The sequence below is a fragment of the uncultured Aquabacterium sp. genome, from assembly GCF_947366995.1.
Lineage (GTDB): Bacteria > Pseudomonadota > Gammaproteobacteria > Burkholderiales > Burkholderiaceae_C > Aquabacterium.
Genome location: NZ_CANBCC010000028.1, coordinates 1 through 25,419, shown reverse-complemented (window position 1 = coordinate 25,419; position 25,419 = coordinate 1). Strand labels below are relative to the sequence as shown.

Genomic DNA, 25,419 nt, shown 5'->3' with positions numbered 1-25,419 from the left:
CTGGATGCCTTGCGGCATCAATCAGGCGGCGGCTTGCTCCTGAGCGGCCTTGCGGGCCTCTTCACGCTCAACTTGCTTCATCATCACGGAAGGAGCGGTCTCGGCCTTGTCCTTCTGCACGGTCAGGTGACGCAGCACGGCGTCGTTGAACTTGAAGCCGGTTTCGATTTCAGCCAGGGTTTCCTTGCTGATTTCGACGTTCAGGCACAGGTAGTGCGCCTTGGCCAGCTTGTTGATCTGGTAAGCCAGCTGACGGCGGCCCCAGTCTTCAACGCGGTGCACCTGGCCACCGTTCGTGGTGATCAGGGTCTTGTAGCGCTCCAGCATGGCCGGAACCTGTTCGCTTTGATCCGGGTGGATCAGCACGATGATTTCGTAGTGACGCATGGAAACTCCTTGTGGATTCCAGTTGATGGAAGCCGTCGCGAAGCGTCAAACCCGCTGACGGCAAGGGCTGTGTGCCGCGCACTAAGAAAGCGCACGACACCCAACATTCGGGAAAGCCTGCGAGTCTAGCACCGATTCAACCCTGCCGCCAACCGTCGTGCACCGCGCGTGACCAGGCACGCAGGAAATCGGACTGCGTCAGGATGCCGACGAGCCGCCTGTCGTCGCTCACGATCGGAATGTGGTGGTGTCCGCCCTCGGTGAACAGGGGCAACAGGTCGATGAGGGGCCGGTCGGCGCTGGCCACGCGCACCTGGCGCGTCATGATCTGGCCCACAACCTCGGCCTTGTCGGAGTCGGTGCCCGGGGTGGGGCGCAGCAGGGTGCGGAGTCGCTCAGCCAGGGCCCGCACCTCGCCGGCGGGTTGTCCGGCGACGCGGTCGGCGTGGCGCATGAAGTCGGCGCGTGTGACGATGCCCACGAGGTGCTGGTAGCGGTCAACCACGGGCAGTGCCTTGATGTCATGCCGGGTGAGGAGGTTCCACGCTTCCTGCAGTGGGGTGCCGAACTGCACCGTGATGGGTGGCGAGGACATGATGTTGCTGCAGCGCAGGGCGCTCAGCCGCTCGCGGTAGGCCAGCCGCTCCGTTTCGTGGAGCAGCGCTTCGAGGTCGTCGCGGCTGATGTCGAGGACCTGGTTGTAGCGTTGCAGGACCTCGCTCAAGGCATCGGGTTCGGCGGGCCCGGGGCGCCCATCGGAGGGGCCGGGCGATGGGGCGCCTTGCGGGTGCGGGTAAGGGCGTCCGGTCATGCTGTTGTAGACGGCGCCCACGCACACCAGCAGGAGCGTGTTCACGAACACGGGAAACAGCGGATAGGTCCACTGGGTGGTGTGGGTGAGCACGGCCGTGAGGGCCACGGCGCCACCCGGCGGGTGGAGGCAGCGCAGGGCCAGCATGCAGAGCATGGCCGCACACACGGCGATGGGGCCGGCCCATTCGGCATCCAGCCCGGTGAAGGCAAAACCGAGCCCGATGAGCGAGGACAGGGTATTGCCACCGAGCGCCGCCCATGGTTGCGCCATGGGGCCCGCCGGGACGGCGAACACCAGTACCGCCGAGGCGCCGAGCGGTGCCATCAGCCACAGGTTGGCCGGTCCGGATGGGCCCAGTCCGTGGCACACGAGGGCCGTGATCAACAGGCCGATGCCGGCTCCGACTGCAGCGCGGATGCGCTCTTTGCGGCTGGGCCGTGTCGGGGAAGGCCAGAGCAGGATTCTGGCGCGCCGCAGCCACGCCGGACTGGGTGTGCGCTGCAGTGAATTGAGGGGGGTGGTCATCGGGCCATGAAAAAAGGGGCCGAAGCCCCTTTCCTGAGTCGCGTCCCGACGGAGATCAGGACTTGGCGGCCAGGCGCTGCCAGGTCTCGACCACGGTGTCGGGGTTGAGGGAGATCGACACAATGCCTTCTGCGGCCAGCCATTCGGCAAAGTCCGGATGATCGCTGGGGCCTTGTCCGCAGATGCCAACGTACTTGCCATGGGCGCGGCACGCCGCGATGGCGCGCGAAATCATGGCCTTCACAGCTGGGTCGCGTTCGTCGAAGTCGGCGGCCAGCAGTTCGAGGCCGGAGTCGCGGTCCAGGCCCAGGGTGAGCTGGGTCAGGTCGTTCGAGCCGATGGACATGCCGTCGAAGTACTCGAGGAACTGCTCGGCCAGGATGGCGTTCGAGGGCACTTCGCACATCATGATGACGCGCAGGCCGTCGGTGCCACCCTTGGCGGCGCGCACCAGACCGTGGTCGGCCAGCATGCCGGTCACGCGCTCGGCCTGCTTCAGGGTGCGCACGAAGGGCACCATGATCTCGACGTTGGTCAGGCCCATGTCGTTGCGCACGCGCTTGAGCGCTTCGCATTCCATGGCGAAGGCTTCGCCGAACTCGGCCGAGATGTAGCGCGAGGCGCCACGGAAGCCCAGCATCGGGTTTTCTTCTTCCGGCTCGTAGCGCGAACCGCCGATCAGCTTCTTGTACTCATTGGACTTGAAGTCCGACAGTCGCACGATGACGGGCTTGGGCCAGAAGGCGGCAGCGATCGTGGCCACGCCTTCAGCCAGCTTGTCGACGTAGAAGGCGCGGGGCGACGCGTGGCCGCGGGCCACCGATTCGACTGCCTTCTTCAGGTCGCTGTCGACGTTCGGGTAGTCGAGGATGGCCTTGGGGTGGACGCCGATGTTGTTGTTGATGATGAACTCGAGGCGGGCCAGGCCCACGCCGTTGTTCGGCATCTGCGCGAAGTCGAAGGCCAGCTGCGGGTTGCCCACGTTCATCATGACCTTCAGGCCGATGTGGGGCATCTCGCCGCGGGTCACTTCGGTGACTTCGGTTTCGAGCAGGCCTTCGTAGATGTAGCCGGTGTCGCCTTCCGAGCAGGCCACGGTCACCAGGGTGCCGTCCTTGAGTCGCTCTGTGGCGTTGCCGCAGCCCACCACGGCGGGGATGCCCAGTTCACGCGCGATGATGGCGGCGTGGCAGGTGCGGCCGCCGCGGTTGGTCACGATGGCGCTGGCGCGCTTCATCACCGGCTCCCAGTTGGGGTCGGTCATGTCGGTGACCAGCACGTCGCCGGGCTGCACGCGGTCCATCTCGGTGATGGAGTGCACCAGGCGCACGGGGCCGGTGCCGATCTTCTGACCGATGGCGCGGCCTTCGGCCAGCACGGTGCCGGTGCCCTTGAGCTTGTAGCGCTGCTCGGCCTTGCCTTGCTGCTGGCTCTTCACGGTTTCCGGACGGGCCTGCAGGATGTAGAGTTTGCCGTCGGTGCCGTCCTTGCCCCATTCGATGTCCATCGGGCGGCCATAGTGCTGCTCGATGATCAGGGCGTAGCGGGCCAGTTCGGTGACGTCTTCGTTGCTCAGCGAGTAGCGGTTGCGGGCCTCGACCGTGGTGTCGACGGTCTTGACCAGCTTGCCGGTGGCGGCCTTTTCCTCGGGCGTGCTGAACTCCATCTTGATCAGCTTGGAGCCCAGGTTGCGGCGGATGACGGCCTGCTTGCCGGCCTTCAGTGCGGGCTTGTGGACGTAGAACTCGTCGGGGTTGACGGCACCTTGCACCACGGTTTCGCCCAGGCCGTAGCTGGAGGTGATGAAGACGACGTCGGAGAAGCCGGATTCGGTGTCGATGGTGAACATCACACCGGCGGCGCCGAGGTCGGAGCGCACCATGCGCTGCACGCCGGCCGACAGGGCGACCACGTCGTGGGCAAAGCCCTTGTGCACGCGGTAGGAGATCGCACGGTCGTTGTACAGCGAGGCGAAGACTTCCTTCATCTTGTGCAGGATGTCTTCGATGCCGACCACGTTCAGGAAGGTTTCCTGCTGGCCGGCGAACGAGGCGTCGGGCAGGTCTTCGGCGGTGGCCGACGAGCGCACGGCGAACGAGGCCTGGAGGTTGTCACCAGCGAGCACCACGAATGCGTCGCGGATGGCCTTTTCCAGGTCGGCGGGGAAGGGCTGGGCTTCGACCCAGCCACGGATTTCGGCACCGGCGGCGGCGAGGGCGCGCACGTCTTCGGTGTCGAGCGTGGCGAGGCGCTGGCTGATGCGGTCGGCCAGACCGTCGTGCTTCAGGAACTCGCGGAATGCGTGGGCGGTGGTCGCGAAGCCGGTGGGCACGCGCACGCCGTCAGGCAGCTGCGAGATCATCTCGCCGAGGCTGGCGTTCTTGCCGCCGACGACTTCCACGTCGGACATGCGAAGTTGTTCGAAAGGCACGACCAGGGCGGTCGGCTCGAATCGTTGGGTCATGACAAAGCTCCGGATGGTAAAAAAATGGGTCGGTACACCGCCGGAGCGAGGCCTGTAATGGGGCTCACGTTGTGCGTAAGCCTTTGATTCTTGTGGGCCTTCACCGGTGTTGTGCACCAGATGGGCGAGATTGTAGGGGGCTGGCACGCCTGGCGGAGGCAGAATGTGGGTTTTTGGGCCCTTTGTCCGTGGGGCCGCAGCCCCACGGCGCGTTCTGTCATGAGTGATCGCAGCGTTTTCTTCGTGTCCGATGGCACCGGCATCACGGCCGAAACCATGGGCAACTCCATCCTGGCGCAGTTCGCGATCAAGCCGCGCCATGTGCGGAGACCGTTCATCGACACGGTGGACAAGGCGCATCAGGTGGTGCGCGAGATCAACACCGCCTGCATCCGCGAAGGCAAGCGGGCCATCGTGTTCACGACGCTCGCCAACGACGAGGTGCTCGACATCCTCAAGGGATGTCAGGGTAAGGTCTTCGATGTGATCAAGACCTTCGTGGAGCCGCTCGAGCACGAGTTCAACATGAAGTCGAACCACCGCGTGGGGCGCTTCAGCGATGCCAGCCAGGATCGTGAGTACAACGACCGCATCGATGCGATCAACTTCGCGCTGGAGCACGACGATGGCCAGTCGTCGCGGAACCTGGAGACGGCCGATGTGGTGCTGGTTGGGGTGAGCCGTTGCGGCAAGACGCCGACGTCGCTGTACCTGGCGATGCAACACGGCATCAAGGCGGCCAACGTGCCGCTGATTCCGGAAGACTTCGACCGCGGCTTTCTGCCGAGCATGCTCAAGCCGTACAAGAAGAAGTGCTTCGGGCTCACCATCGACCCCGAGCGCCTCAGCCAGATTCGCAATGAGCGCCGCCCTGGCAGCCGCTACGCGGCGCTGCAGAACTGCCGGATCGAGGTGCAGGCCGCCGAGTCGATGATGCGGCGTGAGGGCATTTCCTGGCTGTCGTCCACGCACAAGTCGATCGAAGAGATCGCCACGACCATCCTGCGCGACCTGCGGCCTGATCGGTTGATCTACTGATCCGCCCGCGGTGTTTCGGCGGCATGCAGTTGCTGCAGTGCCGCCATCAGGCTCTTCAGTGAGCCAATCAATTCGCGCGCCGTGTCCCACATGTCGGGCACTTGTGAGCGCGCCTGGGTGAGCCCGGTGATGGCCTGCGCCGTGAGCATCGGGGCGTGAAGGTTCAGGCCGGTGCCCTTGACGTTGTGCAGGACCCTGCCGAGGGCCTCGGGATCCTGGGAGGCGAGCGCGGCTTCAAGCTGGTTGATCAGTTCGGGGACGGTGTGGCTGAGCGCTTCCACCAGCCGGGTGCGCAGTGCGGGCTGGGGCGCGTAGTGGCTCCAGAAGGCGGCGGCGTTGGCGTCCACATTGGCCGGTCGGGCGGGCCGCGATGGTGTGTCCATGATGGCTGGCGCGTCGACGGCTGTGGGGGTCGGCTTGCGTCGCGCATGCCTCAGCACGGCCTCCACCAGCGGGGTCATCAGGTAGGGTTTGGTGACGTAGTCGACCATGCCAGCCTGAAGCGCACGTTCGCGCGCCGCCTGGAAGGCATGTGCCGTCAGGCCGACCACCGGCAGGCCGGGGGCGAGGCGCGCGAGCGCCTGCGTGGTTTCGTAGCCGTCCATCAAAGGCATCTGGATGTCGCACAGGACGAGGTCGAAGTGCTCGGCGCCATGGGCGCGAACCAGCTCGAGCGCCTGCAGGCCGTCGCCGGCAAAGTGAACCGATGCACCTTCCTGAATGAGCATCTGCTCCAGCACGAGCCGGTTCACCGCGTTGTCTTCAGCGGCCAGGATCTGCAGGCCCTCGAGCCGAGGGCGCCCGGCCTGTGGCGGCGGCGCAATGTCGGCCTGCTGCAGCGCGCGCAGCACCCGAAGCGGGCTCAGCGGGGGAGCGATCACGCGGGTGGCGCCCGCGGTGTGCGGCGGCAGGGAAGGGGGCGTGCTGGAGGTGCCGACGACGAGCAGCTTGCAGCCTTGACGGGCCAGCGACTCGAGCGCGGCAGGCGGTGCGCGCAGGAGCTGGTCGACTTCGAGCAGCAGGGCCTGGGGCGCTTGCGTTGCAGGTGGGAGGTCGCTGACCAGCAGCATCTGCGGCTCGCGTGCCTGAAGCAAGTGGTGCAGACGCTGCAGCGCAATCCGGTCGTGCCGCCAGACCACCAGATTGCGCAAGGGGCGCCAGTCGACCGGTTGGGGGGAGCGCAAGGGCAGCGAGAAGGTGAACGTGCTGCCCTGGCCGGAGCCGGAGGAGAGCGTGATGTTGCCACCCATCAGCTGCGCCAGCCGCTGACTGATCGCCAGACCCAGGCCTGTGCTGCTTTCCCGACGGCTTTCGTCGATGTGGATCTGTTCGAAGGGCTGGAAGAGCCTGTCCTGTGCTTCAGGCGGGATGCCGATGCCGGTGTCGCGCACCGTGAGGCGCAGGGTGGCGTTGCTGGCATCGACGTCCACGTGGACCATGCCCTGGTCTGTGAACTTGATGGCGTTGCTGACGAGGTTCAGCAGGATCTGGGCGCAGCGGGTGAAGTCGCCTCGGAAGTGGCCCGGCACATCGGGCGCATCGCTGAGCAGCATCGCCAGGCCCTTGGCTTCGGCCTGGGTGGTGCACATGGATAGCACGTGGTCCAGCAATTGCGCCAGGTCGATGTCGCCGTCATGAATGGACATCTTGCCGGCTTCGATCCGGGAAAAATCGAGCACGTCGTTGATGAGCGCGAGCAGATGCTTGCCTGTGGCCAGAATCTGCTCGAAGGTGCCGCGGGCGGCGTCGGAGCCCGGCTGGCGGGCGCCCATCTGCGCCAGTCCGAAGATGGCGTTCAGCGGTGTACGCAACTCGTGGCTGATGTTGGCGAGAAACACGCTCTTGGCCTGATTGGCTGACTCTGCGGACTGCCGGGCCGCCTTCGCGTCGCTGATGTCGAACACCATGACGACGAAACCTTGGACCTCGCCCTCGCGCCAATCGGGCAGGTAGTGCGCCTGGCAGTGGCGGAGTTCGCCGCGGCGCGTGCGCATGTCCCGCTCGAAACACTGCGCTTCGCCGCGCAGTGCCGCCTCCATGAAGGGGCGATTGCGCTCGAAGAGCTCGTCCCCGAGCAGGTCGCGGATGTGCAGTCCGACAAGCTCCTGCGGCGTCTTGCCAAACCACTCCAGGTACGCATGGTTCGCGAAGCGATTGCAGAAATCCCGCCCCCAGTAACCCACCATGCCCGGGATGCCGTCGAGGATGTGCTGCAGGCGGTGCTGGTGGTCCGACAGCGCGGCGGTCCGTTCGGCGACGCGTTGCTCCAGCGTGGCGTTCAGTGCCTGCAGTGCGATCTCCGCCTCGCGCCGCTCAGTGATGTCGAGCACGACTCCGGTGTAGAGCAGGGCACCGAGGCGATCAGCGGGCTGGCCCCTCGCGAGCAGCCAGCGCACCGGGCCGTGTGCAGGGTTTGTGCGCCAGGTGAGCTCGAAGGCCTGTCGTCGGGCAGAGGCTTGCCGCACGGCCGCGCATGCGTCATCCCGGTCGTCGGGGTGCAGGCTGATGAGCCAGCTGTCAAAGCATGGCGGGTAGGTGTCGATGTCGAGGCCGTACAGTCGCCAGACGGCGTCCGACCAGATGTTGACGTTGCTTTCGGTGTCCCACTGCCAGATGCCGGTGACGGCCTGGTTCAGCGCATAAAGCAGGGCGTCCTGATCGAAGGCCGGCTCGGCGCGGGCCACTGGCACGGTGGGCCGGAGGCCATGAAGACCAACGGCAGGCGGTACGGCTCCCGACATCAGGCCCTCCCGGCACGCCCTTCGAGGGGCGGCGCGCTGCTGATCGGGCTCGCATGCCAGGGGCGCCAGTGAGCCCGGGGCCGACGCCTGTTGAACGCCACTGTCGCCGCACACCGGCGTAGTGGCAATTCAATTCCGGGTCAACACCTCGGGCTTTTGGTCAGGCGTAATCGCCGACCGGCACGCAGGAGCAGAACAGGTTGCGGTCGCCGTAGACGTTGTCCACACGGCCCACCGGCGACCAGTACTTCTGCAGGCGCAGGCTGCTGACCGGGTACGCGGCGGTTTCGCGGCTGTAGGGGCGGGCCCACTCGCCTTGCAGCAGGCTGGCGGCCGTGTGCGGGGCGTTCTTCAGCGGGTTGTCGTCCTGCGGCCACTGGCCTTGCTCGACCTGGCGGATCTCTTCGCGGATCGCGATCATGGCGTCGCAGAAGCGATCCAGTTCGGCCTGCGATTCGCTTTCGGTCGGCTCGACCATCAGCGTGCCAGCGACCGGGAAGCTCAGCGTCGGAGCATGGAAGCCGTAGTCGATCAGGCGCTTGGCCACGTCTTCTGCGCTGACGCCGCTGGTGTCCTTCAGCGGGCGCAGGTCGAGGATGCACTCGTGCGCCACGCCGCCACCCTTCACCTCGGCCTTGCCGCTGCTGAAGTGGATGTCGTAGTGGTCGGCCAGGCGGGCGGCCACGTAGTTGGCGTTCAGGATGGCCACTTCGGTGGCCGCCTTCAGGCCGTCTGCGCCCATCATGCGGATGTACATCCAGCTGATCGGCAGCACGGCGGCGTTGCCCAGCGGCGCGGCCGAAACAGCGCCCACCTGCACGTCGGTGCCCAGGCCGGCCGAGCGGTGTGCCGGCAGGTAGGGCACGAGGTCTTCGACCACGCAGACGGGGCCGACGCCGGGGCCGCCACCGCCGTGCGGGATGCAGAAGGTCTTGTGCAGGTTCAGGTGGCTGACGTCGCCGCCGAACTCACCGGGACCGGCCAGACCGACCAGCGCGTTCATGTTGGCGCCGTCCACGTACACGCGGCCGCCGTGCTGGTGCACGAGCTTGCACAGCTCGGTCACACGGGTTTCGAACACGCCGTAGGTGGAGGGGTAGGTGATCATCACGGCGGCCAGGTTGGCGCTGTGCTGTTCGCACTTGGCCTTCAGGTCGTCGAGGTTGACGTTGCCGTCGGCGTCGCACTTCACGACCACGACCTTCATGCCGACCATCTGGGCGCTGGCCGGGTTGGTGCCGTGGGCGCTTTCGGGGATCAGGCAGATGTCGCGGTGGCCCTCACCGCGGGCGTCGTGGTAGGCCTTGATGACCAGCAGACCGGCGTATTCGCCCTGCGAGCCGGCGTTGGGCTGCAGGCTGATGCCGGCGTAGCCGGTGGCCTGCGACAGCCAGGCGCACAGTTGCTCGTCGAGCAGTTCGTAGCCCTTGAGCTGGTGGCGCGGGGCGAACGGGTGGATGTGCGCGAACTCCGGCCAGGTGATGGGAATCATCTCGCTGGTGGCGTTGAGCTTCATGGTGCACGAGCCCAGCGGAATCATGGTGCGGTCCAGTGCCAGGTCCTTGTCGGACAGGGCGCGGATGTAGCGCAGCATCTCGGTTTCGCTGTGGTGCGTGTTGAACACCGGGTGCGTCATGAAGTCGCTGGTGCGGCGCAGGGCTTCGGGCAGGCGCAGCGTCAGGCCCTGGGCCAGCGTGTCGATGGCCGGCACGGCCTGACCGTTGGCGAACAGCGCCAGCAGGTCGCTCAGGTCCTGGCGGGTGGTGGTTTCGTCCAGCGTGATGCCCACGGTGTCGGCGCTGGCCGCACGCAGGTTGATGCCCTGGGCTTCGGCCGCGGCCAGGATGGCGTCGCGGTCGGCAGCCAGCACCTGCACGGTGTCGAAGCCGGTGTCATGGATCAGCTGGCGACCCAGATGCTGCAGGCCCTTGGCCAGGATGGCGGTGTAGCTGGCCACGCGCAGCGCGATGCGCTTGAGGCCTTCGGGGCCGTGGTAGACCGCGTACATGCTGGCCACGACGGCCGGCAGCACCTGTGCGGTGCAGATGTTGGAGGTGGCCTTTTCGCGGCGGATGTGCTGTTCGCGGGTCTGCAGGGCCAGGCGGTAGGCGGTGTTGCCATGGCTGTCCACGCTCACGCCGACCAGGCGACCGGGCAGGGAGCGCTTGAACTCGTCCTTTGTGGCCAGGTAGGCGGCGTGCGGGCCGCCGTTGCCCATGGGCATGCCGAAGCGCTGGGTGGTGCCGCAGGCGATGTCGGCACCCAGCTCGCCGGGGGAGGCGAGCAGCGTCAGGGCCAGCAGGTCGGCGGCCACGATGGCCAGCGCGCCCTTGGCGTGCAGGGCATCGATCAGCGGGCGCAGGTCGCGGACCTGGCCGTTGACGCCGGGGTACTGCAGCAGCGCGGCAAAACAGTCGTGGCTCTGCAGGTGCTCGGCCAGTTGCGCCGCGTGCACCACGTCGACGGTGATGCCCAGCGGCCTGGCGCGGGTCTGGATCACCTCCAGCGTCTGCGGCAGCACGTCGTGGCAGACGACGAAGCGGGTGCTCTTGCTCTTGCCGCCGCGGGCAGCCAGCGTCATCGCTTCGGCAGCCGCGGTGGCCTCGTCCAGCATCGACGCGTTGCCGATGGCCATGCCGGTCAGATCGGTGACCATGGTCTGGAAGTTGACCAGGGCCTCCATGCGGCCTTGCGAAATCTCGGCCTGGTAAGGCGTGTAGGCGGTGTACCAGGCGGGATTCTCGAGGATGTTGCGCAGGATGACACCGGGCGTCAGCGTGCCGTGGTAGCCCTGGCCGATGAAGTTGCGCATCAGCTTGTTCTGCCCGGCGATGGCCTTGAGTTCAGCCAGCGCCTGGGCTTCAGTCAGCGGCGCAGGCAGGTCCATCGGACGGCTGCGGCGGATGGACTCGGGCACGATGGCGTCGATCAGGGCCTGGCGCGAGGCCACGCCGACCACGCTCAGCATGTGGGCTTGTTCGGCATCCCAGGGACCGAGGTGGCGGGCCTGGAATTCGGAGGCGTTTTCGAGTTCGGCGAGCGAGGGCAGGGCGGTGTTCGGCATGGCGTTCGGCGGCGGTGGCCCGGCAGCCAGCCGGGCGGGGATCAGGTCGGTCTGCCGCGCGAGGCACAGCGGGCAGACCGGTTCAAGCAGCAGCGCGGGGTGTTCGGCCCCGCGGCGTGCCTCAGGCGTTCTTCAGCAGAGCGTCGTAGGCGGTTTCGTCCATCAGGGCGTCGGCTTCGGCCGGGTTGGCCAGCTTGACCTTGAAGAACCAGCCGGCGCCCAGCGGATCGGTGTTGGCCAGGGCGGGGTCGTCTCGCAGGCCTTCGTTGACTTCGACGATTTCGCCGGTCAGCGGCATGTAGACGTCGGCAGCGGCCTTGACGGACTCGACCACACCGGCGACGTCCTTGGCGTTGCAGGTGGTGCCCACGGCGGGCAGGTCGACGAAGACCACGTCACCCAGGGCGTCCTGGGCGTGGTGGGTGATGCCGACGATGGCGGTGCCGTCGGCTTCGATCTTCAGCCACTCGTGGTCGGGGGTGTACTTGAGGGACATGGTGTGGTCCTTTGAATGCAGAAAAATGAGGAATGGGCAGAGCCCGGGTGTGCCGAACGGGCGTCAGTATCTCAGGCCTGACGGGCGCGCGGGCGCATCGCCCGGGTGGCTCAACCGCGGTGGTAGCGGTGCGGCGCGAAGGGCAGCGGGCTGACGGTCATGGCGACGCGCTTGTCGCGCACCACGGCGTAAACGGCGGTGCCGACGGCGGCGTGCGGGGTGGCCAGGTAGGCCAGTGCCACGGGCTGGTTCACGGTCGGGCCGATGGAGCCGCTGGTGACCACGCCGATGTCGGTGCCGTCTTCGGTGACGACGCGGGCGCCTTCACGCACGGGCATGCGCTCGGTGCTGATCAGGCCCACGCGCTTGCGCTGGGTGCCCTGGGCGAAGTGGGTGTCGATCACGGCAGCGCCGGGGTAGCCGCCAGCACGGTCGCCACCGGCACGGCGCACCTTCTGGATGGCCCAGGTCAGCGAGGCCTCCACCGGCGTGGTGGTGGTGTCGATGTCGTGGCCGTACAGGCACAGGCCTGCTTCCAGGCGCAGCGTGTCGCGGGCGCCCAGGCCGATGGGCTTGACTTCAGGCTGGGCAAGCAGCGCACGCGCCAGTTGCTCGGCCTTGTCGGCGGGCACGGAGATCTCGAAACCGTCTTCGCCGGTGTAGCCCGAGCGCGTTGCGAAGCAGTCGATGCCGTCCAGCACAACGTGGGCGCCGGTCATGAAGACCAGTTGCTGCACGGCGGGGTTCAGGCGGGCCAGGGCCGTGGCGGCCTGCGGGCCTTGCAGCGCCAGCAGGGCCTGGTCGGGCAGGGGGGTGACGGTGCAGCGCTGGCCGATGCGGGCCTGCAGGTGGGCGATGTCCTGCGCCTTGCAAGCGGCGTTCACGACAAGGAACAGGTCGTTTTCGCGGCGCGTGACCATCAGGTCGTCGAGGATGCCGCCCTGGTCGTTGGTGAACAGGGCGTAGCGCTGTTTGAACGGGGCGAGGCCGACGATGTCGACAGGCACCAGCGTTTCCAAAGCCACATCGGCTTCTGCGCCAGCGAGGGTGACCTGACCCATGTGCGAGACGTCGAACAGGCCGGCGGCGGTGCGCACGTGGCGGTGTTCGGCAAGGATGCCGGTGGCGTACTGCACAGGCATGTCATAGCCGCCGAACGGGACCATCTTGGCGCCGAATTCGACATGCAGGGCATGCAGCGGGGTCTTGAGCAGCGGGGCGGCGGTGTCTGCGGACATGGCAAGAGCCGGCTTGCGAGGCCGGTAGAGGGCAATCCAATCGTCCCGACGCGCGCTTTCTGGCCACATGGCCGGCTGGCGTGTGCCGGGTGCTGCCCTCCCTGTCCGCTTTACCTGAGAGATTGACCCATCGCGCCGGCTGGCCGGTGCGGTTCGGGCTTGCCCCTTCGGTGGCCTGGCTGCGCACGTCATATGGGATGACGACGGCCCGACTCTCTCCAGTGAGGATCATGGTCAGGGCGCCATGCCATGACCATGCTTGCCAGTCCTTTTGCCTGAGCGTTCGGGCGACCAAAACCGCCCTGCGCCTTCGGCGACCCCTCAAGGGGGTTCTCTCCTGGCTGTTGCGGATTGTAAGGTGAAACCCGCTCGAGGCGACGAAAAAAAGCCCCCAGGCCGGTGAGGCGAGGGGGCTGAGGACGATCCGCGGACCGTCAGTCGCTTACTTCATAAGCAGATTTGGCAGCCACAACGACAGCGGCGGGTAGTAGGTGACCAGAACCAGGAAGCCCAACATGGTCAACAGCCACGGCCAGACGGCCACAGTCAGTTCGGTGATGCCCATCTTCGTGATGCCGGAGGCGACATACAGGTTCAGACCCACCGGCGGATGGCACATGCCCACTTCCATGTTCACGACGATCAGGATGCCGAAGTGCACAGGGTCGATGCCCAGCTTGACGGCGACCGGGAACAGGATCGGCGCCATGATCAGCACGATCGACGACGGCTCCATGAAGTTGCCGGCCACCAGCAGCAGGATGTTGACCACCAGCAGGAAGGCGATCGGGCCCAGGCCCATGCCCACCAGCCAGTCGGCCAGTTGCTGCGGGATGTTCTCGTTGGCGAGCACGAAGCTGAACAGCACCGCGTTGGTGATGATGTACAGCAGCATCGCGCTCATGTTGGCCGAGTTCAACAGCACGCGCGGGATGTCCTTCAGGCTCAGGTCCTTGTAGACGAACACGGCGATGATGAAGGCGTACACGGCGCTCATGGCTGCGGCTTCGGTCGGCGTGAACATGCCGGTGTAGATGCCGCCCATCACGATGACGATCAGCATCAGACCCCAGAAGGATTCACGCAGGGCCTTCATGCGCTGGGCAAAGGTGGCCTTCGCCATGCGGGGGTAGTTGAACTTGCGTGCGCGCCACCAGGTCGTGAAACCCAGCAGGCCGGCCAGCATCAGGCCAGGGATCACGCCTGCCATGAACAGGGCGCCCACCGAGGTGTTCGTCGACACCGAATACATCACCATCACGATGGACGGAGGGATCAGGATGCCCAGTGCGCCGGAGGTGGTGATGACGCCCGCACCGAACTTGTTCGGGAAGCCTGCCTTGACCATGGCCGGCAGCAGGATGGAGCCGATGGCCACCACCGTGGCGGGCGAGGAGCCCGACACCGCGGCGAACAGCGCACAGGCCAGCACGCCAGCCAGACCCAGGCCGCCATACCAGTGACCCACCATGCTGGTGGCAAAGTTGATCATGCGCTTGGCCACGCCGCCGTGCGTCAGGAAGTTGCCCGCCAGGATGAAGAACGGGATCGCCATGATCTCGAACTTTTCGATGCCGGTGAACAACTTCAGCGCCACGGACGCCACGGGCACTTCCGTGAACCCGAAGATGAAGGTCAGGACCGTGAGGCCCAGGGAGATGGAGATGGGCATGCCGGTCAGCATGAGAACCAGCAGGAGCCCGAAGATGATGATGCCGCTCACGTTGATACTCCTCAGGCGCTTGCGTTGGCGGGGTCTTCATCGTCCAGGCCATCGACGTGGCCATGGTCGTGATGCGGCAATTCACCGGTCTTGGTGAAGTTCCAGGCAACCTGAAGGAAGCGGAAGCACATCAGCGAAGAACCCAGGGGGATGGCGGAATAGATGATCCAGGTGGGCCACTCCAGGTCGGGCGTGGTCGGGCCTTCGATCAGGTCGGTCATGTCGAGGCCGAACGCGTTGTGGAACGCCCAATTGGCGCCGTTGTGCCACACGAAGCCGGCGCCCATCGTGGCGACCAGACCCGTGAAGAGCGCACCGGCCAGCAGACCGAACAGCACGAACTTCTTGCGGTTGTTCGGCGCAAGCTGGTTGATCAGCACGTCGACCCCCACGTGGATCCCGGTGCGCACGCCGTAAGCGGCGCCGAACTTGGCCATCCAGACGAAGAGATAGATGGTCGCTTCCTGCGCCCACGCGAAGTTCAGGCTCAGCAGCCAGTCCTGCAGGGGGGTGTGGAAGCCCGCCGCGTATCGGTGGACGACGGAAACGAAGATGATGAGGGTGGCAAGACCCATCAGGGTCGCAATCAGCCACTCCTCCAGGTGATCGAGCCATTTCATGCGGGCTCTCCTTGGATGAGTCAGTGACAGTTCAAAAAAATGGCCCACGTCGACAACGTGGGCCAGCAGCGATCAGCCCGGCTGGATCACATCTTCGACGGGTCGAAGTTGGTGGTCTTGTAGATCTCGCTGATCGTTTCCTGGCCGATGCGCGAAGACATCTGCTGATGCACCGGGAACATCGCCTTCTTCAGCAGGAAGCGTTCGGCCATCGTCGGCTGGTGGATCGTCGTCTTGCCCGATGCCTTGACCTTTGCCAGCGCGTCCTGGTTGTCCTGGAAGGCGGTGTCGTTGGCCACCTTGGTGGCGTCGGCCATGGCTTTGGTCAGGGCGGCGCGGATGTCGGCAGGCAGCCCATCCCAGAACTTCTTGTTCACGACGACGGCGTAACCCAGGTAGCCGTGGTTCGTGACGCTCAGGTGCTTTTGCACCTCATGCATCTTCTGGGTGTAGAGGTTCGAGGGCGGGTTCTCGGTGCCGTCCACCACGCCGGTCTGCAGGGCCTGGTAGGTTTCCGAGAAGGCCAGCACCTGGGGCACTGCGCCGACAGCGCGCATCTGAGCGTCCAGCACCTTGGACGACTGGATGCGCATCTTCACACCCTTGTAGTCCTCGACGCTCTTGAGCGGCTTGTTGGCCGACATGACCTTGAAGCCGTTGTCCCAGTAGGCCAGGCCGGTGATGCCGCGCGACTCGAGCTTCTTCAGCAGCTTCTGGCCGACCGGGCCGTTGGTGACGGCATGCAGGTCGGCGTAGTCGTCGAAGATGAAGGGCAGGTCGAAGGCTTCAAATTCCTTCACGCCGAGCGGTGCGAACTTCGACAGCGACGGGGCCAGCATCTGGACGGAGCCCAGTTGCAGCGCTTCCATCTCTTCCTTGTCCTTGTAAAGCTGGCTGTTCGGGTAGACCTCCACCTTCACACGGCCCTTGGTCAGCTCCGCGGCGCGCTTGGCGAAGAACTCGGCACCCTTGCCCTTGGGCGTGTCTTGAGCCACCACGTGGCTGAACTTGATGACGATGGGCGCCTGGGCGAACGCGGCGGGCACGAGGGCCGCCGTGGCTGCCAGGGTAACGAGGCTGCGGCGCAGCAGGCTGGTTGCAGAGCGGGGGATCATGTGGATGGTCTCCGTATCGGTGTGGTGAAACGAATTGTTCCTTCTGCACCCCTGCCCAGAGAATTGTGGACATCCACATTTGGACCGCATCGTGGCCCGATGTGAGGGTAAACGATAGGGTTCTGCGCCTAGACTGCGGGGCCATGCTTGCGCTCCATGAGGCTTTGTCGATGAGTCCGTCTGTCAGCGTGCCCCCGCGGCCCGCTGTCGCCTTGCCCCCCGTGCCGCGTTTGCGTCTGTTCGGGGTTGCGGTGCGTCTGGTGCCGGGGCTCTGGGCATGGCCGCTGGTACTCACGCTGGTGTTCGTGGTGGGGGTGATGGCCTGGCTGCGGGCGGTCGAGCATGCCGATCGCGAGGCACAGGTGGCGGCCATGATTTCCGATGCGCTCTCGCTGGAGGCGCAGATCAACGGCAGGCTCGACAGCGAGCTGACGCGCATGAAGGTGCTGGCCGACGGCATCAGCGGCCGGCGGCTCGGGCCGGACGCCTTTGCGCGACACCCGATGGTGCTGGACGGCCTGCGCCGCTTCTGGGTCAGCGTGACGTGGATAGGCAACGAGGGACGCATCATGGCCACCGTGCCCGAGGAGACGCCGGCGCAGCGCTCGGCGGCCCAGGCGACGCTGGACGACGTTGGCCTGACCGGGCATCTGCACCTGCCGCTGACGGATGGCAAGGGCCGGGTGGCCGGGGCGCTGGTGGTGCGCTACTCCACCAGCGAACTGCTGCGCCAGAAGGTGCCCTGGTGGCTGGCCAGCAGGTATGACGTGCGGCTGGTGGACGACCTGGGTGGCGTGTACGCGTCGACGCAGCCCGGCCCGCGGACGCCCGAGCAGGCGTGGTACCGCGTCTCGATGGGCCCGACCCTGCCTCAAGCCTGGCTGGAGCTGAGTGCGCGCGACCGCATCCCCCCCTGGTGGCGAACCTTGCCGGTGGCCTTGATGGGCGGCTTCGTGCTGCTGCTGTTCGCAACCAGCGCCATGTTGCGGCGGCAGATGCGCAGCGTGTCGCGCGCCGAAGAGGCGTGGCGCACCGAGGCCGCCTGGCGAACGGCCATGGAGGATTCGCTGGCGGTGGGGCTCCGGGCGCGTGACCTGGACGGGCGACTGGTGTACGTCAACAAGACAATGGCCGACATGGTGGGCTACCAGCCGGAGGAGCTGGTCGGCCTGTTGCCGCCCATGCCGTACTGGCTGCCCGACGAAATCGGTCAGAGCATGACGCGGCACCTGCGCAACATGGCAGGCAAGGCGCCTCGCATGGGCTACGAGTCGCGATGGCAGCACCGCGATGGGCGTGTGGTGGATGTGATGATCTTTGAGGCCCCGCTGGTGGACGCCAAGGGGCAGCAGATCGGCTGGATGGCCTCGGTGCTGAACATCACCGAGCGCAAGCAGATGGAAGAGCGCGAACGCCGGCAGATGGAGGCAATGGCGCACCAGGCACGCCTGACGATGCTGGGCGAGGTGGCGTCGACGCTGGCTCACGAATTGAACCAGCCACTGACGGTGATCGCCAGCTACAACGCCGGGGTGATCAACGCGCTGTCACGCCAGCCGGAGGCCGACCCCCAACTGCTCAAGGCCCTTCAGCGTATGGGCGAGCAGGCGGCGCACGCGGGCCGCATTGTCAAGCGCATCCGGGAGTTCCTGACCCGGCGAGAGCCGCAGCTGGAGCCCTGCGGGCTGCCCGCGGTGATCGAGTCGGGGATGGCGCTGTTACGCAAGGACATTGCCCGGCTCAACGTTGAGCTTGCCATGGATTGCCCGGCCAACCTGCCCCAGGTGGTGGCCGACCCGGTGTTGCTTGAGCAAGTGGTGGTCAACCTTGTTCGCAATGCTTGTGACGCCGTGGGCGCGCAGGACGGCCCACGACGGGTGAGCGTGCGGGTGGCGTGCCTGCCGGCTGATGACGGCGAACGCGCCCGGGTGCGCGTGTGTGTCGAGGACAATGGCCCCGGTCTGGGCGGGCGGACCACGGAGCAGATCTGTGCCCCGTTCTTCTCGACCAAGGCAGAAGGCATGGGGATGGGGCTGGCGATCTGCCGCTCGATCATCGAACTGCACTACGGCACGATGGAGGCGGCGGAGCGGCCCGGGGGCGGTGCCAGCTTGTGCTTCACGCTGCCCGTGGCCGACGGGGTCGCAGAGGTTGAAAGCGAGCGCGAGATTGCGGGTCGAAAGGCACAGGAGGCATGACGAGCATGGTGGCGAACGAACCAGGCGTGGTTTACCTGGTGGATGACGAGGCCGTGGTGCGTGATGCCCTGGTGTTTCTGCTGGGCTCACGGGGTTTGCTGGTGCACGCGTTCGACAGCGGGCCCGCGTTGCTCGATTTTCTCGAGCAGGCGACATCGCCGGTGCGTGGGGTGTTCCTGCTCGACGTGCGCATGGAGCCAATGTCCGGCCTGCGGCTGCATGAAGAGCTCGTGGCCCGTGGACACCGCAATCCGTTGCTGTTTCTCAGCGGCCATGGCGACATCCCGATGGTGGTCGAGGCGCTGAAGAAGGGCGCCTTCGATTTTCTCGAGAAGCCGTACAGCGACAACACGCTGGTCGATCGCGTGGAGCAGGCGCTGGCGGTCGAGGCGGCTTCGTATGCGCAGGATGCGCTGGCCGTGGAACGCCAGGCCCGCCTGGCCAGCCTGAGCGACCGCGAGCGCGAGGTGATGCACCGGGTGGCCGCGGGCAAGCTCAACAAGGTGATTGCCGACGAACTGCACATTGCGGTGCGAACCGTCGAGGTGCACCGGGCTCGCGTGTTCTCGAAGCTGGGCGTCCGGTCGGCTGCAGAGCTGGCCGGCTGGTTGGCCGCGCAGGGCCCCACCGGCAGCTGACCCACCGAACGGCCGAGGACCCTGCTCACGGCGCCGCGTTACACTTTTTTGCCTTCTGGCCGAAAACCTTTTCGGGCGCAGGCAGGTGGGCAAGCGCGCAGAAAACGCAGTTCGAGGAGGTCTGAGTGCAAGTGTCGCGGGATCGACGCCGCCTGGTGCTGGGATGCAGCGCCGTCACGGCGATGTGGCTGTCAGGGTGCGGGGCGCGGGGCATCATCCGCCATGATCTGGCGGGCTCTGGGCAGACCGGGCCAAGGCGGGTGCTGGTGGTGCCCGCCGACTTCGTGATCACCGAGATCACCTTCGGGAAAACCGAGGAGCGGGTGGTGGCGGCCGAGCGGCGTGCCGCCAGAACGCTGGTGGAACAGGTTCGCGAACTGGGCGATAAGGACAAGTCCTTCAAGGTGGTCACGCTGGAATCGCTGGAGGCCGACGAGCGCGAGACCATGCTGCAGCACCGCGCGCTGTTTGCCACCATGGTGAGCCAGATGCTGCAGGTCAAGGAAGGGGCGGTCGATGTGTGGTCCGACAAGGCGCGCTACTTCGACTACACCCTCGGCGCTGGCATGGCGGACATTGCCCGCGAGCGCCAGATCGACACCGCGATCTTCGTGGTTGGGCGAGACAAGGTGCGCAGCATGTCGCGGAAGGTGCTCGACACGCTGAATGCCGTGCTGCCCCTGGGTGAGTCGCTCAGCTCGCAGCCCGCGGCCGTGGTGACGGGCGTGGTCGACCTGCGCAGTGGCGATGTCCTGATGTTCGATGCCGACACCGCCACGCGCAAGTCGCTCACGAACGACGACGACGTGCGGGCGATGAGCGAAACGGTACTCAGCGACTTCCGCCGGGCGCTCAAGGCCCGGAAGGGGTGACGATGCATCATCCCTTGCGCAAGTCCGCCGCGCTGCTGGCTGTGCTGGCTGGCCTGGTGGCTGGTGGTCCGGCCCACGCGCTGTTCTACGACCCGTTCCCCGACGCCGGAGCGGTCAGGCCGAGCGACGAACTCGAGGAGCGCATCTGGCACGAAGCGGAAGTCTTCCGAACGCAGTTCGTGCGTGGCCAGACACCCGAGCGCCTGCGGCCGCTGCAGCGCAGCGTGCGCGCGGTGCTGGCCCGGCACTGGCCCGATCTGGCCCCGAAGCTGGACCTGGTCGTGATCGACAATGCCGACGTGGTGGCGGTGTCCAGTGCGAACGGCGACATCGTCGTGAGCACCGGCATGTTGATGCGGCTCGACAACGAGGAGGAGCTGGTGGCGGTGCTGGCCCGGGAAGTGGCGCACGTGCTGCAGCGTCATGCCGTGCGCACGGTGTATGCCGCCCGGCTGGGCGCGGGGGCCAACGTGGTGTTCCAGACGGTGGTGAAAGCGAATTCACTGATCTCCACTGCAGGCCTCATCACGGCGTTCCAGGTCACCCCTGAAATGTTGCTGGTCGATGGCGGCAAGGCGTTCATCCAGGCGCAGCTGGGACGGCTCAAGGAAACCATGGCGGACAACTTCGTGCGCCGCATGTCGGCCACGGGATTCGACGCCATGGTGAAGACCTCGCTGTTCGGCTATTCCGAGGCGCTTGAAACCGAGGCCGACGAGTACAGCCTGTCGGTGCTGAGCAAACGTTTTGGCCGCACCGAGGCGTTCCCGCGCGTCATGCAGCGCTTGCTGGACGAGGCGAGGGTCGACGAGAAGAAATTCTCGGCGTTCTACGCCAACGAAGAGCGGCTCGCCCAGCGGGTGGAGGTGGCGCGCCGGGCTGCTGCGGCCACCGAGGCGTCGGTCGCTCCGTCTGCGGCGACCAGTGGGCCTGTGGCATCCGATGTGCAGGCTGCGGTCGCCCTGCCGGCCGGTGCACTCGAGTTGCCTTCCCAGGTGGCCGTGGCCATGGTGGTGGTGGGCGATGAGCCCGCTGGTGACGAGGCCGCTGTCTCGCCCACCGCCATCCGCGCCGCGGCCATCACCACGTCGGTGGCCGAAGCGGAGGCACTGCCGTATGGCGACTTGCTCGCGCCCTGGGCGCTGCCCGTCTTCGAGACCGAGCTGGAGGCGGGGCGCCTGAACCGCCTCATGCGCAACATCGAGCGCCCGCGTGCCCATGTCGTGCTGCCGTCCGGCGCGCGCGTGCTGCTGGCCGAGGCGTGGGCCGCGCACCCCGACACCACGCACGCCCCTCGGGTGGCTGCCGAACTGAAGGCCCATGTCGAGGCGCACCCCGATGACGCCCGCGCGCTCAAGTTGCTGGGCGTGATGGCGTTGCGACAAGGCGACCTCGAGGCTGCGCGCACGCACCTCACCCGCGCCCGCGAACTGGCCCGCACCGACGAGGAGCGTGGCTTCATCGACCAATACCTCGGCCTGGCCAACAAGAAGCCGGGAAGTACATCGTGATGCTCCAACGATTGACCTGTGGTGCCCTGTTTGCAGTGGCGGCTTTGCTGGCGGGCTGTGCGCCCACCTGGCAGCACGTGCAGAAGCAGGAAACCGTGAAAGGCCCGACGCGCGCCTACATCGCCGTCATTCCCGAGGGCTGGAAGCGCGCGCCCACCGACAGCGACGTGCTGCTCATCACCCGGGACGGGCTGTTCCTGCAGCAGATCAGCATCACCCGACGCTCGGTGGACGAAGCGTTCGCGGGCCGCAAGGTGAACGCCAGCATCCCCACGCAGGACCTGGCGCTGTGGCAGTACCAGCGCATGCGCGACGACGAGCCCGATCTGGCCCGCACCGACCGCGACGAACTGAAGGGCGTGATGGGCCTCTTCCCTGTGGGGCATGCCAAGCCGCTGGCGGGCACGACGGAGCGGGTGTCAATCAAGCCGTTCGCGCAGGACGGCGTGCCGGCCTTCCGGATGGACACGCGCAGCCAGAACGGCTGGGGGCTGGAATACTTGAGCCAGAGCGTTGGTTTCGTCCACCAGGGCGATTTCTGGGTGGTGCGCTACCTGGCCCCGCGCCTGCACTACGCCAGCCGCGATCAGGCCACCTTCGAGGCGTTTCTCGCGAACCTGAAGCTCAAGGAGAAATGCCGGCTGTTCTGCTCGGACTGAGGCGTGGGGCGCCCTTGGCCATCGCAGGGGCCTGCGATTTCCGGGACAATCACGCCCCATGAGTTCCGAACAGACCCCCACCGTCACCCCTGCCAGCGCGCCCAAGATCGGCTTCGTCAGCCTCGGCTGCCCCAAGGCGTTGACCGATTCCGAGTTGATCCTTACGCAGTTGCGCGCAGAGGGCTATGAAACCAGCAAGACCTTCGCCGGCGCCGACCTGGTGATCGTCAACACCTGCGGCTTCATCGACGATGCGGTCAAGGAAAGCCTGGACACCATCGGCGAGGCGCTGGCCGAGAACGGCAAGGTCATCGTGACCGGCTGCCTGGGCGCCAAGGCCGGTGCAGGCGAGGGCACCAACCTCGTCAAGGACGTGCACCCCAGCGTGCTGGCCGTGACGGGCCCCCATGCCACGCAAGAGGTGATGGATGCCGTGCACCTGCACGTGCCCAAGCCGCATGACCCGTTCATCGACCTCGTGCCCGAGGCGCGCGGCGTGGCCGGCATCAAGCTCACGCCCAAGCACTACGCCTACCTGAAGATCTCGGAAGGCTGCAACCACCGTTGCAGCTTCTGCATCATCCCCAGCATGCGAGGTGATCTGGTGTCGCGCCCGATCGGCGATGTGCTGAGCGAGGCCAAGGCGCTGTTCGAGTCCGGTGTCAAGGAACTGCTCGTCATCAGTCAGGACACCAGTGCCTATGGCGTGGACGTGAAGTACCGCACCGGCTTCTGGGACGGCAAGCCCGTCAAGACCCGCATGTACGACCTGGCCGCCCGCCTGGGTGAGATGGCCCGCGAGCACGGCGCCTGGGTGCGCATGCACTACGTCTACCCCTATCCGCATGTGGACGAGGTGGTGCCGCTGATGGCGGAAGGCCTGATCCTGCCTTATCTCGACGTGCCGTTCCAGCACGCTCACCCCGACGTGCTGAAGCGCATGAAGCGCCCGGCCAACGGCGAGAAGAACCTCGACCGCCTGCGCCGCTGGCGCGAGATCTGCCCCGAGATCGTCGTGCGCTCGACGTTCATCGCCGGCTTCCCGGGCGAGACCGAAGAAGAGTTCGAGTACCTGCTCAACTTCCTGAAGGAAGCCGAGATCGACCGCGCCGGCTGCTTTGCCTATTCGCCGATCGACGGAGCACCGGCCAACGAACTGCCAGGCGCCTTGCCCGATGAGGTGCGCGAGGCGCGCCGCGCCCGCTTCATGGCGGTGGCCGAAGAGGTCTCAATTGCCAAGCTGCAGCGCCGCGTGGGCGCCACCATGCAGGTGCTGGTCGACAGCGCCCCTGCACTGGGCCGCAAGGGCGGTGTAGGCCGCAGCTACGCCGACGCACCCGAGATCGACGGCACCGTGCGCCTGCTGCCGCCGGAGAAGGCCAGCAAGACGCTGAAGGTGGGTGAGTTCACCCGCGCGCGCATCGTGGCGGTGGAAGGCCACGATCTGATCGCGCTGCCGATCTGATCGCGCTCAGGCTTCGAGCTTCAGGAACAGTTCGCGGTCCGGCGCAAAGTTTGCGTAAAGCGGCATCAGCGCGCCACCCAGCGCGCGGGCATCCGACCCGATCATGCCGCCCATGACCTGGGGCTCGAAGATCCCTTCCCAGTTGTACTCGGCCAGCGCACTTTGCACGGCGGCCAGCAGCGAGGCCAGCAGGCCGCGGCTGAACGAGCCGTCGACGATGACACCTTCCAGGTCGAGCACGCACGCCGTCGTGTTCACCGCCATCGCGATGCCGCGCGCGGTCTGGTCGACCCACACGGCGGTGTGCGGGAGCCAGGGCGACTGCATCGCGCGCTCATCGTAGGCCGCCATGGGGTCGAGGCCGTGCGCTTCGAACGCCTGCTCAAGCTTGACGAGCGAAGCCACGCTCAGCAGCTGAGCCGGCAGCGAGGCCTGCCCGGCCCGCGCGGGCGACAGCGGCAGCGAGCCCACGGCGCCGGCATTGCCGTGGATGCCGCCGCGCAGGTGGCTGTCGATGACGAGGCCGCCGCCGATGAAGGTGTCGACAAACACGTAGAGGAAGGTGGGCACGCTGCGGCCGCGACCTGCCACCAGTTCGGCCACGCAGGCGGCCGATGTGTCTTTCACGAAGTGCACCGGCAGCCGGGTGGTGTGCTGCATGCGCGATGGAATGTCGATGGCCTGCCACGTGCGCGCCTTGGACTCCGGCATGCCGAGCAAGGTCTGCCAGCCACCCAGCGAGAAGGGCGCTGCCACACCGACACCCAGCAGGCGATCGGCCTTGCCGGCGCCCAGCGTGTCGTGCAGGTGCGCTTGCAGCAAAGCGACGTGCCGAGCGATGTCATCGAACAGCGTATCCGGATCCGGCCAGGGGTAGGGAAAGGTGTGCCGCTGCCGCACGCGACCGGTGAAGTCGACAAGCAGGGCGTCCATGTTGCGCCGCCCCACCTTGATGCCCACCGAGAACGCACCGTCCGGATTCAGTGAAATGGGCACCGAAGGCTGACCCACCTTGCCTCGCACCCGGGCCTGCTTGATGACCAGATCGTCTTCCTGCAGGCGCTCGATGATGATGGACACCGTCTGGGGGCTGAGGTGCGTCAGGCGGGCTAGGTCGGCCTTCGGCAGGGCGCCGTGCAGTCGGATGGTCTGCAGTACCACGCGCTCGTTGTACTGCCGCACGCCTTCCTGGTTCGAGCCGCGCGGGCGCAGGCGAGGGTGGGTGTCGACAGAGGCGGCGGGGGGCGTCATGGGCTTGTGAGGAGGAGGCGGCGTGCGATCAGGTGCGCAGGGGCTCGCCGATGACCCCTTTCTTCAGCAGCACGTTGCCGTAGGGCTGAAGATCGCTGGTCAGCACGATCGCGTGGGCGCGCCGCACCGCATCATAAAAGGCGAAGCGCTCGATGGTCTCGCAGTCATCGGGCCCGGCCAACCCGCGGGCGCTCAGCATCCCGATCACCTCGCGTTGCAGGCCACTGAGGTAGCCCTTCGGCGTGTTGCACACCTTCATGAAGGCCACCGGCTTTTCGTCGGGGGTACCCAGGGGCAGCAATGACAAGATGGCCTCGCACGCCCGCTGCACTGAAGCCCCGGGCAGGTGGATCAAGGGTTTGTGGCCCCCACCCGGTATCCGGGCCAGCGTGGCGGCCGTGAAGTTGGCATCGGCCACCACGACCGCATCGCCGTGGCCCATCTCGGCCAGCACCTTCAGCAGGTCGGGCGTCAGCAGCGGGTCGATGCCTTTCAGCACAGGGCCTCCGCGGGCAACTGATCGGCTGTCATGGCGCCGGTCATCACCGCCACGGTGTCGGACATGCTGACCACCTTGGGGTTCAGGATCGCGGCGCGCCG

General features: G+C 66.6%; 19 protein-coding genes, 1 pseudogene and 2 riboswitches. Of the genes and pseudogenes, 7 read left to right on the top strand and 13 right to left on the bottom strand.

Annotated elements, in window-relative coordinates; genetic code table 11:
- Positions 1–21 precede the first annotated feature (21 nt).
- The 3 genes from rpsF to ppsA form a co-directional block, all read right to left on the bottom strand.
- Positions 22–387 carry a 30S ribosomal protein S6 gene (gene rpsF, locus Q0Z44_RS09455; RefSeq protein WP_109036303.1) on the bottom strand — a complete coding sequence of 122 codons (366 nt, stop codon included), beginning with the start codon at positions 385–387 and terminating at the stop codon, positions 22–24.
- Positions 388–523: 136 nt separating this feature from the next.
- On the bottom strand, positions 524–1,726 hold the full coding sequence (locus Q0Z44_RS09450; protein ID WP_298011967.1) for an HPP family protein: 1,203 nt from the start codon (positions 1,724–1,726) through the stop codon (positions 524–526).
- A 55-nt stretch (positions 1,727–1,781) separates the two neighbouring features.
- A complete protein-coding gene (ppsA, locus tag Q0Z44_RS09445; protein WP_298011966.1) occupies positions 1,782–4,190 on the bottom strand; it encodes a phosphoenolpyruvate synthase in 2,409 nt (802 codons plus the stop codon).
- A 219-nt stretch (positions 4,191–4,409) separates the two neighbouring features.
- On the opposite strand from ppsA, the gene Q0Z44_RS09440 reads away from it, so the two are divergent.
- Positions 4,410–5,228 carry a pyruvate, water dikinase regulatory protein gene (locus Q0Z44_RS09440; RefSeq protein WP_109038278.1) on the top strand — a complete coding sequence of 273 codons (819 nt, stop codon included), beginning with the start codon at positions 4,410–4,412 and terminating at the stop codon, positions 5,226–5,228.
- Here Q0Z44_RS09440 and Q0Z44_RS09435 read toward each other — a convergent pair.
- The 7 genes from Q0Z44_RS09435 to Q0Z44_RS09405 all read right to left on the bottom strand — a co-directional run bounded on the left by Q0Z44_RS09435 (position 5,222) and on the right by Q0Z44_RS09405 (position 16,225).
- Positions 5,222–7,969 carry an ATP-binding protein gene (locus tag Q0Z44_RS09435; protein ID WP_298011964.1) on the bottom strand — a complete coding sequence of 916 codons (2,748 nt, stop codon included), beginning with the start codon at positions 7,967–7,969 and terminating at the stop codon, positions 5,222–5,224. The genes Q0Z44_RS09440 and Q0Z44_RS09435 overlap by 7 nt on opposite strands.
- Positions 7,970–8,129: 160 nt before the next feature.
- Positions 8,130–11,033: an aminomethyl-transferring glycine dehydrogenase gene (gcvP, locus tag Q0Z44_RS09430; RefSeq protein ID WP_298011963.1), complete on the bottom strand. Its 2,904-nt coding sequence runs from the start codon at positions 11,031–11,033 to the stop codon at positions 8,130–8,132.
- A gap of 121 nt (positions 11,034–11,154) precedes the next feature.
- Positions 11,155–11,529: a glycine cleavage system protein GcvH gene (gene gcvH / locus Q0Z44_RS09425; protein ID WP_298011962.1), complete on the bottom strand. Its 375-nt coding sequence runs from the start codon at positions 11,527–11,529 to the stop codon at positions 11,155–11,157.
- A gap of 110 nt (positions 11,530–11,639) precedes the next feature.
- Positions 11,640–12,767, bottom strand: a complete 1,128-nt coding sequence (gene gcvT / locus Q0Z44_RS09420) for a glycine cleavage system aminomethyltransferase GcvT (protein WP_298011961.1) — start codon at positions 12,765–12,767, stop codon at positions 11,640–11,642.
- 91 nt (positions 12,768–12,858) lie between these two features.
- Positions 12,859–12,999: riboswitch (glycine riboswitch) on the bottom strand.
- A gap of 21 nt (positions 13,000–13,020) precedes the next feature.
- Positions 13,021–13,117, bottom strand: a riboswitch (glycine riboswitch).
- Positions 13,118–13,209: 92 nt separating this feature from the next.
- The gene (locus tag Q0Z44_RS09415) at positions 13,210–14,490 is read right to left on the bottom strand and encodes a TRAP transporter large permease subunit (protein ID WP_109036317.1); all 1,281 of its coding nucleotides are present in this window, start codon (positions 14,488–14,490) and stop codon (positions 13,210–13,212) included.
- Between the two features lie 11 nt (positions 14,491–14,501).
- On the bottom strand, positions 14,502–15,110 hold the full coding sequence (locus tag Q0Z44_RS09410) for a TRAP transporter small permease (RefSeq protein ID WP_109036319.1): 609 nt from the start codon (positions 15,108–15,110) through the stop codon (positions 14,502–14,504).
- A gap of 86 nt (positions 15,111–15,196) precedes the next feature.
- The gene (locus tag Q0Z44_RS09405; protein WP_109036321.1) at positions 15,197–16,225 is read right to left on the bottom strand and encodes a TRAP transporter substrate-binding protein; all 1,029 of its coding nucleotides are present in this window, start codon (positions 16,223–16,225) and stop codon (positions 15,197–15,199) included.
- Between the two features lie 170 nt (positions 16,226–16,395).
- On the opposite strand from Q0Z44_RS09405, the gene Q0Z44_RS09400 reads away from it, so the two are divergent.
- The 6 genes from Q0Z44_RS09400 (at position 16,396) to rimO (ending at position 23,568) form a co-directional block, all read left to right on the top strand.
- The gene (locus Q0Z44_RS09400; protein ID WP_298011959.1) at positions 16,396–18,423 is read left to right on the top strand and encodes a PAS domain S-box protein; all 2,028 of its coding nucleotides are present in this window, start codon (positions 16,396–16,398) and stop codon (positions 18,421–18,423) included.
- The gene (locus Q0Z44_RS09395) at positions 18,420–19,061 is read left to right on the top strand and encodes a response regulator (RefSeq protein ID WP_298011958.1); all 642 of its coding nucleotides are present in this window, start codon (positions 18,420–18,422) and stop codon (positions 19,059–19,061) included. The genes Q0Z44_RS09400 and Q0Z44_RS09395 overlap by 4 nt, the downstream gene beginning before the upstream one ends.
- A 125-nt stretch (positions 19,062–19,186) precedes the next feature.
- Positions 19,187–19,933 carry a hypothetical protein gene (locus Q0Z44_RS09390; protein ID WP_298011957.1) on the top strand — a complete coding sequence of 249 codons (747 nt, stop codon included), beginning with the start codon at positions 19,187–19,189 and terminating at the stop codon, positions 19,931–19,933.
- Positions 19,934–19,935: 2 nt separating this feature from the next.
- Positions 19,936–21,444, top strand: a complete 1,509-nt coding sequence (locus Q0Z44_RS09385; protein ID WP_298011956.1) for a M48 family metalloprotease — start codon at positions 19,936–19,938, stop codon at positions 21,442–21,444.
- On the top strand, positions 21,444–22,103 hold the full coding sequence (locus tag Q0Z44_RS09380) for a hypothetical protein (RefSeq protein WP_298011954.1): 660 nt from the start codon (positions 21,444–21,446) through the stop codon (positions 22,101–22,103). The genes Q0Z44_RS09385 and Q0Z44_RS09380 overlap by 1 nt, the downstream gene beginning before the upstream one ends.
- A 58-nt stretch (positions 22,104–22,161) precedes the next feature.
- Positions 22,162–23,568 carry a 30S ribosomal protein S12 methylthiotransferase RimO gene (gene rimO, locus Q0Z44_RS09375; RefSeq protein WP_298011953.1) on the top strand — a complete coding sequence of 469 codons (1,407 nt, stop codon included), beginning with the start codon at positions 22,162–22,164 and terminating at the stop codon, positions 23,566–23,568.
- Between the two features lie 6 nt (positions 23,569–23,574).
- Here the strand turns inward: rimO and Q0Z44_RS09370 are convergent, their stop codons facing one another.
- The 3 genes and pseudogenes from Q0Z44_RS09370 to Q0Z44_RS09360 form a co-directional block, all read right to left on the bottom strand.
- A complete protein-coding gene (locus tag Q0Z44_RS09370; protein WP_298011952.1) occupies positions 23,575–24,819 on the bottom strand; it encodes an ROK family transcriptional regulator in 1,245 nt (414 codons plus the stop codon).
- 28 nt (positions 24,820–24,847) lie between these two features.
- Entirely contained in the window at positions 24,848–25,318 is a 471-nt protein-coding gene (locus Q0Z44_RS09365; RefSeq protein ID WP_298011951.1) for an RbsD/FucU domain-containing protein, read from the bottom strand.
- A pseudogene (locus Q0Z44_RS09360) lies at positions 25,312–25,419 on the bottom strand (sugar ABC transporter ATP-binding protein); the annotation flags it as partial. The pseudogene Q0Z44_RS09360 and the gene Q0Z44_RS09365, both read right to left, overlap by 7 nt.

What these genes read in the sequence shown, in the direction of transcription:
- rpsF (WP_109036303.1), bottom strand. Translation starts at nt 387, where the DNA reads ATGCGTCACTACGAAATCATCGTGCTGATCCACCCGGATCAAAGCGAA.
- Q0Z44_RS09450 (WP_298011967.1), bottom strand. Translation starts at nt 1,726, where the DNA reads ATGACCACCCCCCTCAATTCACTGCAGCGCACACCCAGTCCGGCGTGG.
- ppsA (WP_298011966.1), bottom strand. Translation starts at nt 4,190, where the DNA reads ATGACCCAACGATTCGAGCCGACCGCCCTGGTCGTGCCTTTCGAACAA.
- Q0Z44_RS09440 (WP_109038278.1), top strand. Translation starts at nt 4,410, where the DNA reads ATGAGTGATCGCAGCGTTTTCTTCGTGTCCGATGGCACCGGCATCACG.
- Q0Z44_RS09435 (WP_298011964.1), bottom strand. Translation starts at nt 7,969, where the DNA reads ATGTCGGGAGCCGTACCGCCTGCCGTTGGTCTTCATGGCCTCCGGCCC.
- gcvP (WP_298011963.1), bottom strand. Translation starts at nt 11,033, where the DNA reads ATGCCGAACACCGCCCTGCCCTCGCTCGCCGAACTCGAAAACGCCTCC.
- gcvH (WP_298011962.1), bottom strand. Translation starts at nt 11,529, where the DNA reads ATGTCCCTCAAGTACACCCCCGACCACGAGTGGCTGAAGATCGAAGCC.
- gcvT (WP_298011961.1), bottom strand. Translation starts at nt 12,767, where the DNA reads ATGTCCGCAGACACCGCCGCCCCGCTGCTCAAGACCCCGCTGCATGCC.
- Q0Z44_RS09410 (WP_109036319.1), bottom strand. Translation starts at nt 15,110, where the DNA reads ATGAAATGGCTCGATCACCTGGAGGAGTGGCTGATTGCGACCCTGATG.
- Q0Z44_RS09405 (WP_109036321.1), bottom strand. Translation starts at nt 16,225, where the DNA reads ATGATCCCCCGCTCTGCAACCAGCCTGCTGCGCCGCAGCCTCGTTACC.
- Q0Z44_RS09400 (WP_298011959.1), top strand. Translation starts at nt 16,396, where the DNA reads ATGAGTCCGTCTGTCAGCGTGCCCCCGCGGCCCGCTGTCGCCTTGCCC.
- Q0Z44_RS09395 (WP_298011958.1), top strand. Translation starts at nt 18,420, where the DNA reads ATGACGAGCATGGTGGCGAACGAACCAGGCGTGGTTTACCTGGTGGAT.
- Q0Z44_RS09385 (WP_298011956.1), top strand. Translation starts at nt 19,936, where the DNA reads ATGCATCATCCCTTGCGCAAGTCCGCCGCGCTGCTGGCTGTGCTGGCT.
- Q0Z44_RS09380 (WP_298011954.1), top strand. Translation starts at nt 21,444, where the DNA reads ATGCTCCAACGATTGACCTGTGGTGCCCTGTTTGCAGTGGCGGCTTTG.
- rimO (WP_298011953.1), top strand. Translation starts at nt 22,162, where the DNA reads ATGAGTTCCGAACAGACCCCCACCGTCACCCCTGCCAGCGCGCCCAAG.
- Q0Z44_RS09370 (WP_298011952.1), bottom strand. Translation starts at nt 24,819, where the DNA reads ATGACGCCCCCCGCCGCCTCTGTCGACACCCACCCTCGCCTGCGCCCG.